Here is a 13,887-nt window from a genome sequence, read left to right on the forward strand (position 1 = left end):
CGGTCGGCGGTCAGCTGGCGGACTTGAACTTGGCCTGCAGCTCGGGCAGCAGCGGGTTGGCCGGCTCTATGCCCACGCGCTTTTCGGCGGCGATCAGCCAGCCCGTGCGGTGCCAGTCCTGCACCACCTTGTCCACGGCGGCGATGGTGTCGGCCTCGCCCTTGCGGGTCCAGACCACGGAAGGCGCGGGCAGCACCTCGCTGGCGATGGGGGCCGAGTACTGCGCCCATTCGGGGTTGCTGCGCAGCAGCGGGTAGATCAGCGTGCTGTCATGCACGGCTGCCACGCAGTTGCCGCCCTTGAGCGCCAGCAGCGAGTCCGACGAGCTCTTGTAGCCATGCACCTGGGCGCCGTATTCGCTGGCCAGCGGCTTGGCAAAACTGCTGCCCTGGGACACGCACACGGGCTTGCCGCGCAGGTCTTCCCACTTGGCGATGCCGCTGCCCTTGCGCACGGCGGCAATGCCGCCCACGCGGTAGAAGGGCGTGGGCGCGTAGCCCAGAGTCTCGGCACGGTCGGGGTTCAGCTCCATGGAGGCGATCAGCAGATCCACCTTGCCGGCCTGCAGGAACTGCACGCGCGTGGCGGTCTGCACCTGGACCAGCTCGGCCTCCACGCCCAGGCCCTTGGCCAGGGCGCGTGCCAGCTCGGGGTTCCAGCCCACCAACTGCTGGGTGGACGGGTCGATGGAGCCGAAGGGCCCGCCATTGACCAGCACGCCAATGGTGACCTTGCCGCGCTGCTTGATCTTGTCCAGCGTGGCATCGGCCCGGGCCTGGGTGCAGGCCAGGGCCAGCGCGGCGGCGATGAAGGTCAGGGATGCGGGAAGGGTGGCGCGGGGCTGGCGGCGCAGGGTGGGGCTTGTGTGCATGGCGGGAGCGGGGCGGTCGGGACGAACGAAAGATGCGTACGCCTGCATCTTCTGGCCGCCCTTGACCCACGGCAACAAAGCTTTGGGAGCATGTTTATGCGCTTTGCGTCGCTGCATCAGGGTGATCACCAGGGGAATGTGGGCCCGAAGCAGGGCGGGTCGATGGTGTAATCGCGACGGCCGGGGTGCTGCGCCCACCGGCACCTCCCAGCGAGCCCTCTTCCATGCACCAAGCCCTAGCGTCCCTACTCGCCCCTCTCGCCTGCGCCGCCCTGCTGTGTGCCAGCTCCGTGGCCTGGGCCGCCAATCCCACCAGCTCGGGCAATTGCGAGGAAAGCTCCACCAACATGTCCGAGGTGCGCGCCTGCCTGCAGGAGCAGAACGTGGCCCTGGTCAATGCCGCCTACGTCTCGCTGTCGCTCAAGCTCAAGGCCCGCATGCCCCAGGCGTCGGAAGAGCTGGAAGTGGCGCAGAGAAACTGGGTGCAGTACGCGCGCAGTGCTTGCGAGTTTCTTTCCGAGTTCAACTCGGCCAGCTTTGCCAAGGACGATGCGCGCGCCAACTGCTGGAGCGACTTCGCCCGCGCCCGCGCCAAGCAGCTCAAGTCCTGGGAAATGCAGCTGGACAAGAAGCCCTGAGGGCGGGGACTCTGCTCACTGGTAGTTCAACGTGAAGGTGGCCCTGCCGTTGGCCTGCCCCGTCGTGACTGCCGCAGCGGTCTGCACGTATTTGGCAGTCAGCGGGATCTTGAACTGGGCAACGCCCTGGACGATGGTTCCCGCACTCCATTGGTTGGTGTTGCCAGGCACGTTGGAGTCCGGGCCGTAGCCGAGAGCGGTGCCATCCTTCAGTATCTGTATGCCTATTCCGGTGGCAACTGGCTTGCCGTCTGGCGCGGTCTGGCTCAAGGTCAGGACGGTGCTCCGATTGCTGGTGTCGTTGGCATCGGTGAGCGTGATGTGGGGGCGCAGAACGCTTTCGGGCGCGCCGCCCTTGCATTCCAGCGTGATGTCGAACTGCTGGGGGATGGAGGTGGATTGGAGGCCCGTGAATCGCAGGATGGGCACAGCGCCCATGGGTACGGAGATGGTCGAGGCGGCCACCGAGCAGGAGGGACCGACCACCACCCTGGTGCGGCCGGACAGGTTGACGTTTCCCGCGATGCAGCTGGGGCACTGGAATCGCATCTCGACGTTCATCCCGGAGCCCGTTAGCGTGCCAGCGGAAACGCTGCCGGTTTTCACCAGCTCGATCCAGACATCCTGGGTGGATGAAACATTCCAGAAATAACCCAGCGCGCCCGAATGATTTTCTGATTCGGTGGTAATGGGCATGGTTCTGCCACTGGGAGCGCTGGGGCCGCGCCATGTTGCCCACCAGCGGATTCCAATGCCGGGAATATTGGTGCTGTAGATATTATTGTATCCGGGCGCCTTGTTTCCGGATTGAACATTGGCGGCTACAACAGCTTTGGAAACATCGTACTCGAATGCCGTGTTCAGCACCGCTTTAAGATTAAATACGGTTGCCGTAGACTTCCATAGCGTCGATCCGTTGGAGTAATTTCCGGGTACTGTTATTTCCTCGGGCAGTGAAATGCTGGAGCTGGTGGGGGAGAATACGCCCCCGGCAAAGGCATTGGTGTTCATCGTTACCGCTGAAAAGGCGATGAGAAATGGAATGGCGATCAATGCAAGGCGGCGTACTTGCAAGGGAAATAAGGGAATGAAAGAAGAATGCATGATACTGATTCGGTCCATTGCTGAAGTATGATTATCGAAAATATCACGCAATAGTTTTATTGAACTTTTGAGTGAATAATGAGGGGCTGGAAATGAAAGCATCGAATCATTCGATGGGTGGCCTCTTTAGTATTTCGCACTCTACGCCGAAGATATGAGGTGATGCAATCAGACTGCTCTGATAATGGAGCGTGGCTCAGCCAAAAGCCGCTCATGCACGCCATTCGTAAAGAGCAAGGCCCGAGTGTCACGGAGCTCGGGCGCGTGGGAGGTCGCGCAGACAAGCCTGGTTCAGTCCGCTCGCGGACCCGGCGACTGTCGTGAGCGCGCCAGGCCGCTCAGTTGCTGAGAGGAGCGGTCGGAGAAGCGTCACTGGCACCTCTGGCGGCTTGCCAGAGCGCATCGGCCAGGGCTGTGATCTCAGGGGCCAGGTGCAGGCGTTCCAGCCAGCGGTCCGCAATGCCGCTGGCGCCGTGGAGGGCTCCGGCCAACTGGCCCGTGATGGCTGCCGTGGTGTCGGCGTCATCGCCCAGGTTGGCGGCCTGCAGTACCGCGCCTTCAAAGCTGTCATGCCTCGCAAAGCACCACAGGGCCGCCTCCAGGCTGTCCACCACGTAGCCGCTGCCGCGAATCTGTGCGGCCGGCTTGTCGCGATAGTCGCCACGGGCAATCTCCCGCAGGCGCGGGCTGGCGCCGTCTTGCAGAACGCCGCCCAGGTCCAGAACCTGCGACCGGGGCAGTCCCTGCAGCGCCCGGCACAGCGCCACGGCGAACAGGCGGCAGGCCTGCAGGCATTCAGGTGCCGCGTGGGTGGTGCGTGAGCTGAGTTCAGCCATGCGCTGCACCAGGTCCTCGTCGGGGCCGAAGAACATGGACACGGGCGCCAGCCGCATCAGGGAGCCGTTGCCGGCCTGGTCCGGGTCGGGCGATCCGGCCAGCGGATCGCCGGTGGCCAGGAAGCGCTGGATGGCCGCCCTGGTGGCCATGCCGATGTCAAAGCAGTTGCCGGTGGAACTCCAGTACCCCCATTCGTACCAGTTGGCATAGCGTGTCATCTGGTCCTGCGGGTCGCAGCCGCCGCGCTGGAGCAGGCTTTCGGCCAGGCACAGGGCCATGGAGGTGTCGTCGGTCCACTTGCCTGCGGGCAGCGAGAAGGGGCCGCCGCCGACCATGTCGGTCAGCGGCGCAAAGCTGCCGCGCGGCTGGAATTCCAGCGTCGTTCCCACGGCGTCGCCACAGGCCAGGCCCAGCAGGGCGCCACGGTATCGGTCCAGCGTGTCCATGGCCATGCCTGTGCTCCCGCTCATGGTCGGTCAGGAGCGGTGCTGCGCAGCCGCGCGCGCACCTGCATGAGGGCAAAGCCCAGCAGGTTCAGGCCCTGCCAGCGCGCGGGGTCGGTGGCGCGCACATCGTCGGCGGCCAGGCCAATGCCCCAGATGGCGTCCACGGGGCTGGCCTCCACCAGAACCCGGTCGCCCGTGTTCAGCAGATAGCCGGCCAGGGCCGGGTTCTGGGAGAACTTGGCCTGGTTGGCGCGCACCACGATGCCCATGCGCGCGGCCACCCAGGCCGCTTCATCAAAGCCCTGGATGCCACGCCCCAGCTTCTTGGCCTCGCCCGGCGTGCGGCAGCGCACGATGGCCGCGTGCGCCGCCTCGTCGCCAAACAGCCGCGCCTTGCCCGCCATCATGAAATGCTCGGCCGTGGGGTAGTGCTGGCCATCGACCTCGAAGCCCGCCTCGAACCACTGGCTCATGCAGGTCTTGCCGATGGAGCCATCGGCCGCAGGCTGGTGGCCCCAGAACGGCAGGAAGCGCGGGGTGAGACCCTGGGCCATGGCGTGCTGGAGGTCTTGCAGGGAGGCGATGTGGTCTGTGGTGGTCATACGGAGTTCTCAGGTGCGCAATTCTTCCTGTCGAGCCGCACGTAGACGCGCTCCACGGGAGTCATGAGCATCGGATTTCCATCCTGGGCATGGGCCCGCTGCTCGGTGACGAAGGATGTCATGTCGATGACCTCCAGCAGTTCCTCCGTGGCGAAACGGCGTAGCAGCTTGCCACGCAAGCCCAGCTGGATGGCACGCAACGGCAGCTTGGCGCCGCTGGGGGCATGGTCCGGATCCCATTGCTGGCGCACCTCGGAGGTGGCCACCGCCTGCTGCCACTCGGGCAGGCCAGCGTAGAGCCGGGGGTTGAAGGTGGAAGGTACGGCGGCATCCAGCAGGCTCTCGAAGAAAGTCCGGCGTATGCGCAGGCCGAGGATGACTTCCTGGCCGGCCTTGGTCGCCCAGCCGCAGCGATACATCATCCAGAGGAAATTGGGCTTGATCCAGCTCATGCGCGTGAAGCTGAAGTCCGGGCCGCCGAACCGGCCATGCTCCAGTGCATGAAGGCCGATGGCCGGGCGATAGGCCTGGTAGACCACCACGGTGGAGTCGTCGTAGTGGGCGAGGATGTGCTCTCCCTCGGAAGGCCAGGTGGCAGATTGCTGCAGGTAGGGTGCTGTTGCGAGATTCATGGTCTGTTCGTTGTCGTTGTTGTAGGTGTTCTGAGGGTGCTGCGCCATGCTGCAGGGTCGGTCCTTCACACCACCAGGCAGCCCTGCCGGTCCGACAGGCCGATGGTGGCCTGCATGCCCGCCGTGAACTGCAGGTAGTCGGCTTCCATGCCGTCCGAGAAGATGACGCCATGGTCGGGCATGCGCGAGCGCAGGGTCAGCGGCTGGCCGGCGGTGACCTGGCCGTAGACCAGCTCGGCCGTGGAGGAGCGGCTGGGAAAGGGCTCGCGCACGGCGAAGTCCAGGCGTGGCGCATCCCAGGCGAAGGGCTGGTAGTCGAAGTCGGTGGACGCGCCGCGCACGGCGCGGGCAATGCCCATCGATCCCGTGACGATGCTCTTGATCCAGGCGGACGAGCCCAGCCCCGTGGCGACGATGAGGCCGGAGGACGATTGGGATTCGCGCCGCTCGCCCAGCGCGATGTCGTACAGGGCCGAGGTATGGCTGCGCGGGCCGATGAACAGGTCGTTGGCGGCGCGCAGCACCTGGCCGTCGCTCAGGCGCGCCTCGGCCAGCGTGACGGCGCGCGTGGGGCGGCGGTTGGCGGCCACGTCGCCCAGCAGGGCGGCCAGGTCGGCGGGGGCGAAGGGCAGCAGCAGGCCGTCCCAGCGCGCGGGCTCGGGGTTGACGCCGATGAGCGGCTGGCCGTCCAGGTATTTCATGGTGTTGGCCACCATGCCGTCCTGGCCCAGCGCCACGACGATGTCGTCGGCGCCGAAGACGAAGTTGGGCACCAGGGCGCGGTCCACGATCTGGTAGCGGCCGCGTGCCTCCAGCGCCTGCACCACGGCCTGCAGGGCGGCGGCGTAGGCGGCGCTTTCGCGCAGGTAGTCGCCGAAGTCGGCACCCAGGTGCTCGATGTAGAAGCGCGCCTGGGACAGCGTGTGGTACTTGGCCACCAGCTCATCGAGCCGCGTGCGCCGCACCACCAGCACGGTCTTGCGTTCATTGGCGTTCACGGCGGCTCCTTGCGGGTTCGGGATCGGCCACGGCAGCTGCATGGCCTGCACCGGCGCCCATGAGCGACTGCAGCAGCTCGGGCGAGACATTGAGCTGGCCGATGCGCTCGGCCTTCTCGGCAATGCCGCCAAAGGCCTGGGCGATGAGCTGGCCCGGCTGCATGCCCACGGCGGCCAGCGATTGCACGATGCGCGGATCGGCCTTTTCCAGGGCCTGCATGACGGCACCCACGCGGTAGGCCTCGGCCTCGGCCAGGGTGCGGCTGTTGGCGGCCTGGCCTTCGACGAAGTCGCGGCGGCTGGTCTCCAGCGCCACGTCGGCGGACATCTGTTCGGCGCGCAGCTCGTTTTCCTTGCGCATCTGGGCGGCCTTGGCTTCCAGCTGGGCCTCGCGGATCTGGCGCTTTTTCTTTTCCACGGCCACGTCGGTATCGAGCTCGTTCTGGCGGATGGCGCGCTCGTTTTCCACGGCAGCCATGCGGCGGGCATAGACGGCGTCGTCGGCGGCCTTGAGGTTGGACTCGCGCGCCTCGGCTTCCAGGGCGCGGGCGATGTCGGGCGTGGGTTTGACGGCCATGACCGAGACGCCCAGGATCTCCAGCCCCAGCGCCTCGATCTCGGGCTGGGCGGCCAGCTCCTGCTGGGCCGTGCGCGCAATGAGCGCCGAGGAGCGCAGCGCCTGCTTGAGCTCCAGCGCCTGCACGGCCTGCTGGATGATGACCTCGGCCTGCATGGTCACGCGGTCGCCCAGGCGCTGCGGATCTTCGGACATGTATTTCTGGCCGTCGCGCGCCAGGGAGAAGTCCATCAGCGTGGCGGTCTGGCGCGGTGTGCTGATGCGGTAGGTGACCTGGCCCTGCACGGTGACGCTCTGGAAGTCGGCCGTCACCAGCTCCAGCATGAAGTGGCAGTCCTGGCTGCCCACGGGCACCGCGACCAGGGTGGTGGTGGGCGCGTAGTAGAAGAAGGACTGGCCCGCACCCTCGCGCACCACCTTGCCGGCGCGGAACTGCATGAGGTGGACCGTGGGTTGGGACTTGATGAAACGGATGCCGAACATGGTGCTTCTCCTTTAAGTTGTTCTGTGCAACTTGTATGGGTTGCATAGTGCAACTTAAAATCCGGCACGTCAAGCACAATCCATCCCATGGCTGAAAAAAATTCCCCATCCCCGCAGGGCGCGCTGGACTTCCCGCGCCCGTTCACCACGGTGGACGTGGTCATCTTCACGGTGGCCGACGATGCCCTGCAGGTGCTGCTGGTGCAGCGCCCCACGGCGGGCAGCGAGCCCTTTCCGGGACTGTGGGCGCTGCCCGGCGGCTTTGTGGATGTGCGCCAGGACGCAGACCTGCTGGCCTGCGCGCGGCGCAAGCTGCTGGACAAGACGGGCGTGGACAGCCCCTACCTGGAGCAGCTGGGAAGCTGGGGCGGCGCGGCGCGCGACCCGCGTGGCTGGTCGGCCACGCATGTGTATTTCGCGCTGATCCCGGGCCATGACCTGATCCTGGCCAAGGGCGCGAATGCGGCCGATGTGTCGTGGTTTGCCGTCGATGAACTGCTGCGCGAGCCTGCGCTGGCCTTCGACCACGGCGAGATCCTGCGCGCAGCGGTGGAGCGGCTGCGGGGCAAGGTGGAGTACACCTCGCTGCCGGCGTTCCTGCTGCCCGAGCCCTTCACGCTGCCGCAGCTGCAGCAGGCCTACGAGGTGGTGCTGGGCCGCCCCGTGGACAAGAGCGGTTTTCGCACGCGCATGATGGCGGCCGGCTTTCTGGTGGAGGCCGGCCAGGTGGAGGGCACGTCACGCCGCCCCGCCATGGGCTACCGCCTGGCCGACCGCAGCGCGCCCGTGGTGTTTCCGCGCACCTTCAGCCCGCGCGGGTGAGGGCGGCCTTCGATCAGGACCAGGATCAGGATCAGGATCAGGCGCCCAGCAGGCTGCAAAAGCGCTGCATGTCCACGTTGCCGCCGCTGAGGATGATGCCCACGCGCCGGCCGCGCAGTTCTTCGCCTTTCTGGCGCGCGGCGGCAAGGCCCAGGCAGCCGGTGGGCTCGACCACGAGCTTCATGCGCGTGGCCAGGAAGCCCATGGCATCGACCAGCTCGGCATCGCTGGCGGTGAGGATGTCGGTCACGTCGCGCTGGATGATGGGGAAGGTGATGCCGCCCAGGTGCTGGGTCTGGGCGCCGTCGGCAATGGTCTTGGGGGTGTCTATGTGGACGATGCGGCCTGCGCGCAGCGACTGCTGGCCGTCGTTGCCGGCCTCGGGCTCCACGCCGTAGAGCGCGCACTCGGGGCTGAGCGCACGCGTGGACAGGGCGGTGCCCGACAGCAGGCCGCCGCCGCCCAGCGGCACGAAGAGGGCGTCCAGCGGGCCGGTTTCCTCGAACAGTTCCTTGGCGGCCGTGCCCTGGCCGGCCAGCACGTCGGCATGGTCGTAGGGCGGGATCAGGGTCAGGCCGTGGCGCTCGGCCAGGTCGCGGCCGATCTGCTCGCGGTCTTCGGTATAGCGGTCGTAGACCACCACCTGGCCGCCATAGCCCTTGGTGGCCGCCACCTTGGCGGCGGGCGCGTCATGCGGCATGACGATGGTGGCGGGGATCTCCAGCAGCCGCGCTGCCAGGGCGATGGCCTGGGCGTGGTTGCCCGAGGAAAAGGCCACCACGCCGGCCTTGCGCTGCGCCGGGCTGAAGCGAGACAGGGCGTTGAAGGCGCCGCGGAACTTGAAGGCGCCCATGCGCTGCAGGTTCTCGCACTTGAGAAAGACGCGGGCGCCCAGCGCATCGTCCAGCGTGCGCGAGGTAAGCACGGGCGTGCGGTGGGCATGGCCCTGGATGCGTTGGGCCGCTGCGGCCACGTCGTCATAGGTGGGAAGGCTTGTCATCGGTACGGGAGAGAAGGGGTTGCTGATCGGCGGGGTGCCGGGAGCTATTTGGCGTAGCTGTAGACCGTGGCGCGCGACACGCCCAGGTGGGCGGCAATGGTCTCCATGGAGCGGCGCACATCGAGCAGGCCGGCGCCCTTGAGCTCGCGGACCAGGGCGCGGCGCTCCTCGGGCTTGAGGGCGCGCGGCGTGGTCGCCAGGCGGGCCGCGAACTGGTCGATGCGGGCACGCACCGTGTCGGCGCCTGCGCCGGCGCCCGTGGGGTCCAGCATTTCGCGCGCGGGGGTGTCGCCGCTGACGGCGGCAAAGCGGTTGAGCATGCCCTGGAAGCCCTGGAACATCGTCAGGTCCACATTCATGCACAGCGCGGCGATGTAGCGGCCCTCGGAGTCGCGGATGCCGATGGACGTGCTCTTGGCCTGGCGGCCATCGGCGAACTGGTTGGGGTAGTTGGCGATGACCTGCTCGTAGCCGGGGTCGAGGATGCGGGCCAGGCCCAGCTCCGTCGCGCCCTGGCCCACTTCGCGGCCCGACAGGTTGTTGTGGATGGCCAGCACCGCATGGGACGGGTCGAGCAGGTCATGCACCACCACCTCGCAGAACGGGGCAAAGGTCTGGCCCAGGCCTTCGGCGATCTGGGCCAACTGGTCCAGAAGCTGGCGCTGTTCAGGGGTTCGTTGGGTCATATTGGACATTTTGTTTTGAATTGGACAAAATGTCAAAATCCAGACGACTTCTCTGCGCTTTCCACCATGTTCGACACCCTTGTAGACCTGCTGCAATCCCAGGGCGCGCGTTTTCGCGTGCTGGAACATCCGGCCGAAGGCCGCTCCGATTTAGTCGCCGAAATCCGGGGCACCGCCCCCGGCCAGGGCGCCAAGGCCATGCTCTGCAAGAGCCGCGATGCGGCCGGTGCGGGCGATCCCCAGCTGTTCCTGGCCGTGCTGCCCGGCAACCGCAAGCTGGACTTCAAGCGCCTGGCCCAGGCCGTGGGCGTGCGCAAGGCCACGCTGGCCTCGCCCGAGGAGGCCCAGGCCGCCACGGGCTGCGTGATGGGATCGGTGCCCCCGTTCTCCTTCAACCCGCAGGTGCGCCTGGTGGTGGACCCGGCCCTGGTCGAGCGCTTTGGCGAGATCGCCTTCAACGCGGGCCGGCTGGACCGCTCCATCGTGCTGGACTCGGCCGACTATGTGCGCATTGCCCGGCCCGCGCTGCACAGCCTGAGCGGGGATGGCGCCGATTGACCCGGGGGCCGGGCGGTGCCCACAATCGCAGCAACGCCCGCACACCCTCTCCTGACCATGTCCACCTCTGCGAAGCAGCACCCTGACCGGCCCGATGCGGCCGGCTTTGTGCGTGCGGCGCTGGCTGCTGCCCTGGCCCAGGTGCAGTCGCATCTGGCGGTTTTGGAGGGCGGTGGCAGCGATGCCGAGACCATCCACCAGCTGCGCGTGGCCCTGCGGCGCCTGCGCACCGTGCTGCGCGAATGCGCGGGGCTGGCGCCCGGCATGCGCGCCGAATGGGATGACCCCCTGGCCCAGGCCTTTGCGCAGCTGGGCACGCTGCGCGATGCCGATACGCTGGCCGATGTGGTGCGCCCGCTGCTGCAGGCAGCCCATGCGCCCCTGTGCGACTGGCAGGCGCCGCAGGCCGTGCAGGCGGATGCAGCCGCTGCCGTGCGCGAGCCGCCATTCCTGCACGCGCTGGCCGAGATCCAGGCGCTGGCGCAGGCGCCGCAGGGAGAGCCATCGGCCCGTTTTGCCCACCTGTCCGCCGCAGGCACGCGCAAGTACCTGGCACGGCGGCTGGCGCGCCTGCACCGCCAGGTGCTGCGGGATGGCCGGCACTTCGACCGCCTGCCCCTGCCGCAGCAGCACCGTGTGCGCAAGCGGCTCAAGCGCCTGCGCTACCTGGCGGACTTTGCGCGGGAATTCGCGCCCGGAATGTGGCCCGGCAAAAAGGGCCGGCGCTTTGCCGAGGCGCTGGTGCCCGCCCAGGACGCGCTGGGCCTGCACAACGACATGGCCGTGGCGGCCGAGCATTTCCATGCCGAGGCCGCGCGCGACCCGCGCGCCTGGTTCGCCGCCGGCTACCTGCAGGCCCGCCTGGCCACGAGCGCGCGCAGCAGCCGCCGCGCGCTGCGGGCGCTGGCCCGGGTGCCGGGCTTCTGGGCTGGGCGATAATCCGCCGCTGGCGCACCGCCGCAGCCTCTGGGCCGTGGCGGTGCGCTGTTGCTGAAGGTGCCCCATGCCGTTCACCGGCCAGGGGTTCAACGGGAAGCAGGTGCGCGATGCCATCGAGGTGGCCGCTCGCAATGCCTGCGCTGCCCCCGCAACGGTCAGCGGAATACAACTCCCCACGCGGACGCGCCCCAAACCACGTGCCGCAAGCCACTGTGTCCTTCTCGGGCATGGGAAGGCGGGGATGCCTGCCGCAGCGCGCCCACCCTGCGCGCCGCAGCGTTCCGCAAGCCCGGATACCGGCCTTCTGCATTGCTTTCGGACGCCGCGGGAGTGCGCCTGTCCGGTCCGGCCCCAGCCTGCGCTGCCGTGGCCGGCTCCGGCGTGCGCGCTGTGCGGCGTGGTTCAGACGATAGGCCCCGCGGGTGAGTGGGGCAGTTGGGTCAACGCATGCGCTTCGCTTCTTCGGCCGCCGATTCCTCCGGCCTTCTCTCTGTTCTCCCTCTTGTCTCCAGCCTGCGGCCCGCAGCGGCTGCCGTCCTGCTGGCCAGCTGCGCTGCAGCGGCCGGCGCCGCGCAGGAGCCGGCTTCGGGCCGATCCACGGACTCCGCCGACGATGCGCTGGACGCCGTCTTCGTGACCGCCACCGCGCGGCCCGAGGCGCGCAGCCGCATCGCGGGCACCACGCAGACCATCGACCGCGAGGCCATAGAGCGCTCCAGCGCGCGCTCGGTCACCGACCTGCTGGCCGAGAACGCCGTGGGCTTTCTCAGCGAATGGACGGCGGCCCAGACCTCGATGAACCTGCGCGGCGCCTCCACCGACGGCCAGGGGCGCGACTTCCGCAGCCAGGTGCTGGTGCTGGTCAACGGCCGGCGCGCGGGCACGGCCAACCTGTCCAAGCTCAGCCCTTCGGATGTGGAGCGCATCGAGATCGTGCGCGGCCCGTCCTCGGTGATCTATGGCAGCCAGGCCATGGGCGGGGTGGTCAACATCATCATGAAAACCGGGGCGACGGCGCCCGGCACGCGTGCCCAGGTCCAGGCCGGTTCATGGGACCTGTGGCGCACCGATGCGCAGACGGCCGGCGCCAATGACCGCTTCGACTGGTACTTCGGCGTGAGCGCAGGCGGGCGCGGCGACTACGAGTCGGGCGACGGCGGCACGCGCCTGGAGAACACGGGCTGGAAGCGGCGCGGCGCCAGCGGCGCCCTGGGCTGGCAGCTGCACGAGCTGCACCGCGTGGAGCTGCAACTGCGCACGGACGGCATCTACAACGCGGGCTTTCGCGGATCGGGCGCCAACATCTACAGCCGCGACAACCGCAGCAATCGCTCGCTGGACCTGACCTACGAAGGCGCGCTGCCCGGCCAGCGCCTGAGCTGGACGACCCACCTCTACAGCCTGGTCGATACCGATGAGTTCAACTGGGCATCGCCCGTGATCCGCTCGGGCAACAGCGCGGTGCCCGGCACGGCGCGCGACTACAACCACCGCCAGCTGGACGCCACGGGCCTGCGCTTTCAGCCGCGCCTGCGTGTCAGCCAGACCAATGACCTGCTGATGGGCTTTGACTGGGAGCGCAGCAAGCTGCGCTCCGACCGCCTGCGCGTGGCCATGCCGGGCGGCCCGGCGGGCCAAGTCGCGCCCTATGACAACAACCAGACCGAGCAGGTGCACGCGCTGTACTTCGAGGACGCGCAGACCCTGTTCGACGATCGCCTCACGCTGCGTGCCGGCCTGCGCAAGACCTGGGGCACGACGCGTTTCGACGATACGCCCAACCTGGCCCTGGCCCAGGCCAGCACGCGCGACTACGACAACCACACCTGGTCGGCCGGCGCCACCTGGAAGGCCACGGACCGGCTCACGCTGCGCGCTGCGGCCTCCACGGGGTTCCGCGCGCCCACGGCCACGGAGCTGGCCTCGGACTTCACGGCCGTCGGCGGTGGCCGCACCTTCGGCAACCCCAACCTCAAGCCCGAGACCAGCCGCCAGATCGAGGTCGGCGCTGCGCTGCAGCAGCCCGGCTGGCGCGTGGATGCGGCCCTGTTCCAGAACACCATCAGCGACCGCATCATCACCGTCTCGCGCGGGGCCACGACCAACACCTCGGACTACGCCAACAACGCGGCCGACATCGTGGCGCGCGGCCTGGAAATGCAGGCCGACATGGACCTGGCGCGGGCGCTGAACCTGACGGGCCACCAGCTCAAGGCCTGGGCTGGCGGCTACTACCACTTCAGCATGCGGGACAAGGGATCGCCAGCGTCGGCCAATACCGACAAGGTGCAGCGCATGTACCGCTACGAGGCCTCGGCCGGCGTGCGCTACGGCCAGGGCAGCGGGCGCCTGCAGGGCGACTGGAGCCTGCAGCTGTCCACGCTGCTGCGCGGTCCCATGTGGTACGACACGGAAGAGGCGCTGCTCATCCCGCAGGGCGAGCCCAGCAGCACCTTCATCCACCGCAAGGGCGCCTTCACCATCTGGAACCTGCGGGCCGACTACCGCGTGTCGCCGGGCGTCAAGCTGTTCGCAGCCGTCAACAACCTGTTCGACCTGAACCGCCATCCCATCTTCATCGCACTGGACCGCGCGCCCTGCATCGCCAACCCGGCGTACCAGAACGGCGGCTGCGGAACGTCGATGGCGGGCCGCGAACTCATGGTCGGCCTCCAGGCAGAGTTTTGAGGACCA

At 68.0% G+C, this 13,887-nt stretch carries 14 protein-coding genes and 1 riboswitch; of the genes, 5 read left to right on the forward strand and 9 right to left on the reverse strand.

What is annotated here, in order from left to right; all coding sequences use genetic code 11:
• Positions 1-10: 10 nt before the first annotated feature.
• On the reverse strand, positions 11-871 hold the full coding sequence (locus tag LGR64_RS01155) for a transporter substrate-binding domain-containing protein (protein ID WP_230354879.1): 861 nt from the start codon (positions 869-871) through the stop codon (positions 11-13).
• A 224-nt stretch (positions 872-1,095) separates the two neighbouring features.
• On the opposite strand from LGR64_RS01155, the gene LGR64_RS01160 reads away from it, so the two are divergent.
• A complete protein-coding gene (locus LGR64_RS01160) occupies positions 1,096-1,509 on the forward strand; it encodes a lysozyme inhibitor LprI family protein (RefSeq protein ID WP_230354880.1) in 414 nt (137 codons plus the stop codon).
• A gap of 15 nt (positions 1,510-1,524) precedes the next feature.
• Here the strand turns inward: LGR64_RS01160 and LGR64_RS01165 are convergent, their stop codons facing one another.
• The 6 genes from LGR64_RS01165 to LGR64_RS01190 form a co-directional block, all read right to left on the reverse strand.
• Positions 1,525-2,715, reverse strand: a complete 1,191-nt coding sequence (locus LGR64_RS01165) for a fimbrial protein (RefSeq protein ID WP_328511956.1) — start codon at positions 2,713-2,715, stop codon at positions 1,525-1,527.
• 236 nt (positions 2,716-2,951) lie between these two features.
• Positions 2,952-3,920 carry an ADP-ribosylglycohydrolase family protein gene (locus LGR64_RS01170; RefSeq protein ID WP_230354881.1) on the reverse strand — a complete coding sequence of 323 codons (969 nt, stop codon included), beginning with the start codon at positions 3,918-3,920 and terminating at the stop codon, positions 2,952-2,954.
• Positions 3,917-4,498, reverse strand: a complete 582-nt coding sequence (locus LGR64_RS01175; RefSeq protein WP_230354882.1) for an NADAR family protein — start codon at positions 4,496-4,498, stop codon at positions 3,917-3,919. The genes LGR64_RS01170 and LGR64_RS01175 overlap by 4 nt, the downstream gene beginning before the upstream one ends.
• Positions 4,495-5,178: a DUF4291 domain-containing protein gene (locus LGR64_RS01180; RefSeq protein WP_230354883.1), complete on the reverse strand. Its 684-nt coding sequence runs from the start codon at positions 5,176-5,178 to the stop codon at positions 4,495-4,497. Before LGR64_RS01180 ends, LGR64_RS01175 begins: the two co-directional genes overlap by 4 nt.
• A gap of 17 nt (positions 5,179-5,195) precedes the next feature.
• Complete coding sequence (locus tag LGR64_RS01185) at positions 5,196-6,128, reverse strand: sugar kinase (protein WP_230354884.1); 933 nt, start codon at positions 6,126-6,128, stop codon at positions 5,196-5,198.
• The gene (locus LGR64_RS01190) at positions 6,115-7,188 is read right to left on the reverse strand and encodes an SPFH domain-containing protein (protein WP_034397141.1); all 1,074 of its coding nucleotides are present in this window, start codon (positions 7,186-7,188) and stop codon (positions 6,115-6,117) included. The genes LGR64_RS01185 and LGR64_RS01190 overlap by 14 nt, the downstream gene beginning before the upstream one ends.
• An 87-nt stretch (positions 7,189-7,275) precedes the next feature.
• On the opposite strand from LGR64_RS01190, the gene LGR64_RS01195 reads away from it, so the two are divergent.
• Positions 7,276-8,010 (forward strand): NUDIX hydrolase, encoded by a 735-nt coding sequence (locus LGR64_RS01195; protein ID WP_012207554.1) that lies wholly within the window; start codon positions 7,276-7,278, stop codon positions 8,008-8,010.
• A gap of 37 nt (positions 8,011-8,047) precedes the next feature.
• On the opposite strand, the gene LGR64_RS01200 is transcribed toward LGR64_RS01195, so the two are convergent.
• Positions 8,048-9,010: a threo-3-hydroxy-L-aspartate ammonia-lyase gene (locus LGR64_RS01200; protein ID WP_230354885.1), complete on the reverse strand. Its 963-nt coding sequence runs from the start codon at positions 9,008-9,010 to the stop codon at positions 8,048-8,050.
• A gap of 44 nt (positions 9,011-9,054) precedes the next feature.
• The gene (locus LGR64_RS01205; RefSeq protein ID WP_013800599.1) at positions 9,055-9,696 is read right to left on the reverse strand and encodes a helix-turn-helix transcriptional regulator; all 642 of its coding nucleotides are present in this window, start codon (positions 9,694-9,696) and stop codon (positions 9,055-9,057) included.
• 66 nt (positions 9,697-9,762) lie between these two features.
• Here LGR64_RS01205 and LGR64_RS01210 point away from each other — a divergent pair, with 66 nt between their 5' ends.
• The 3 genes from LGR64_RS01210 to LGR64_RS01220 all read left to right on the forward strand — a co-directional run bounded on the left by LGR64_RS01210 (position 9,763) and on the right by LGR64_RS01220 (position 13,881).
• Positions 9,763-10,254: a YbaK/prolyl-tRNA synthetase associated domain-containing protein gene (locus LGR64_RS01210; RefSeq protein WP_230354886.1), complete on the forward strand. Its 492-nt coding sequence runs from the start codon at positions 9,763-9,765 to the stop codon at positions 10,252-10,254.
• A gap of 57 nt (positions 10,255-10,311) precedes the next feature.
• Positions 10,312-11,193, forward strand: a complete 882-nt coding sequence (locus LGR64_RS01215) for a CHAD domain-containing protein (protein ID WP_230354887.1) — start codon at positions 10,312-10,314, stop codon at positions 11,191-11,193.
• A gap of 38 nt (positions 11,194-11,231) precedes the next feature.
• A riboswitch (cobalamin riboswitch) is annotated at positions 11,232-11,512 on the forward strand.
• A 128-nt stretch (positions 11,513-11,640) separates the two neighbouring features.
• On the forward strand, positions 11,641-13,881 hold the full coding sequence (locus tag LGR64_RS01220) for a TonB-dependent receptor (protein WP_230354888.1): 2,241 nt from the start codon (positions 11,641-11,643) through the stop codon (positions 13,879-13,881).
• Positions 13,882-13,887 lie beyond the last annotated feature (6 nt).

The sequence above is a fragment of the Delftia sp. Lp-1 genome (assembly GCF_020523835.1).
GTDB lineage: Bacteria > Pseudomonadota > Gammaproteobacteria > Burkholderiales > Burkholderiaceae_C > Comamonas > Comamonas acidovorans.

Excerpts from the sequence above, each read along its gene's own strand:
- LGR64_RS01170 (WP_230354881.1), bottom strand. The coding sequence starts at position 3,920 with ATGAGCGGGAGCACAGGCATGGCCATGGACACGCTGGACCGATACCGT.
- LGR64_RS01220 (WP_230354888.1), top strand. The coding sequence starts at position 11,641 with ATGCGCTTCGCTTCTTCGGCCGCCGATTCCTCCGGCCTTCTCTCTGTT.
- LGR64_RS01195 (WP_012207554.1), top strand. The coding sequence starts at position 7,276 with ATGGCTGAAAAAAATTCCCCATCCCCGCAGGGCGCGCTGGACTTCCCG.
- LGR64_RS01165 (WP_328511956.1), bottom strand. The coding sequence starts at position 2,715 with ATGCTTTCATTTCCAGCCCCTCATTATTCACTCAAAAGTTCAATAAAA.
- LGR64_RS01160 (WP_230354880.1), top strand. The coding sequence starts at position 1,096 with ATGCACCAAGCCCTAGCGTCCCTACTCGCCCCTCTCGCCTGCGCCGCC.
- LGR64_RS01155 (WP_230354879.1), bottom strand. The coding sequence starts at position 871 with ATGCACACAAGCCCCACCCTGCGCCGCCAGCCCCGCGCCACCCTTCCC.
- LGR64_RS01215 (WP_230354887.1), top strand. The coding sequence starts at position 10,312 with ATGTCCACCTCTGCGAAGCAGCACCCTGACCGGCCCGATGCGGCCGGC.
- LGR64_RS01175 (WP_230354882.1), bottom strand. The coding sequence starts at position 4,498 with ATGACCACCACAGACCACATCGCCTCCCTGCAAGACCTCCAGCACGCC.
- LGR64_RS01205 (WP_013800599.1), bottom strand. The coding sequence starts at position 9,696 with ATGACCCAACGAACCCCTGAACAGCGCCAGCTTCTGGACCAGTTGGCC.
- LGR64_RS01210 (WP_230354886.1), top strand. The coding sequence starts at position 9,763 with ATGTTCGACACCCTTGTAGACCTGCTGCAATCCCAGGGCGCGCGTTTT.
- LGR64_RS01200 (WP_230354885.1), bottom strand. The coding sequence starts at position 9,010 with ATGACAAGCCTTCCCACCTATGACGACGTGGCCGCAGCGGCCCAACGC.
- LGR64_RS01190 (WP_034397141.1), bottom strand. The coding sequence starts at position 7,188 with ATGTTCGGCATCCGTTTCATCAAGTCCCAACCCACGGTCCACCTCATG.
- LGR64_RS01180 (WP_230354883.1), bottom strand. The coding sequence starts at position 5,178 with ATGGCGCAGCACCCTCAGAACACCTACAACAACGACAACGAACAGACC.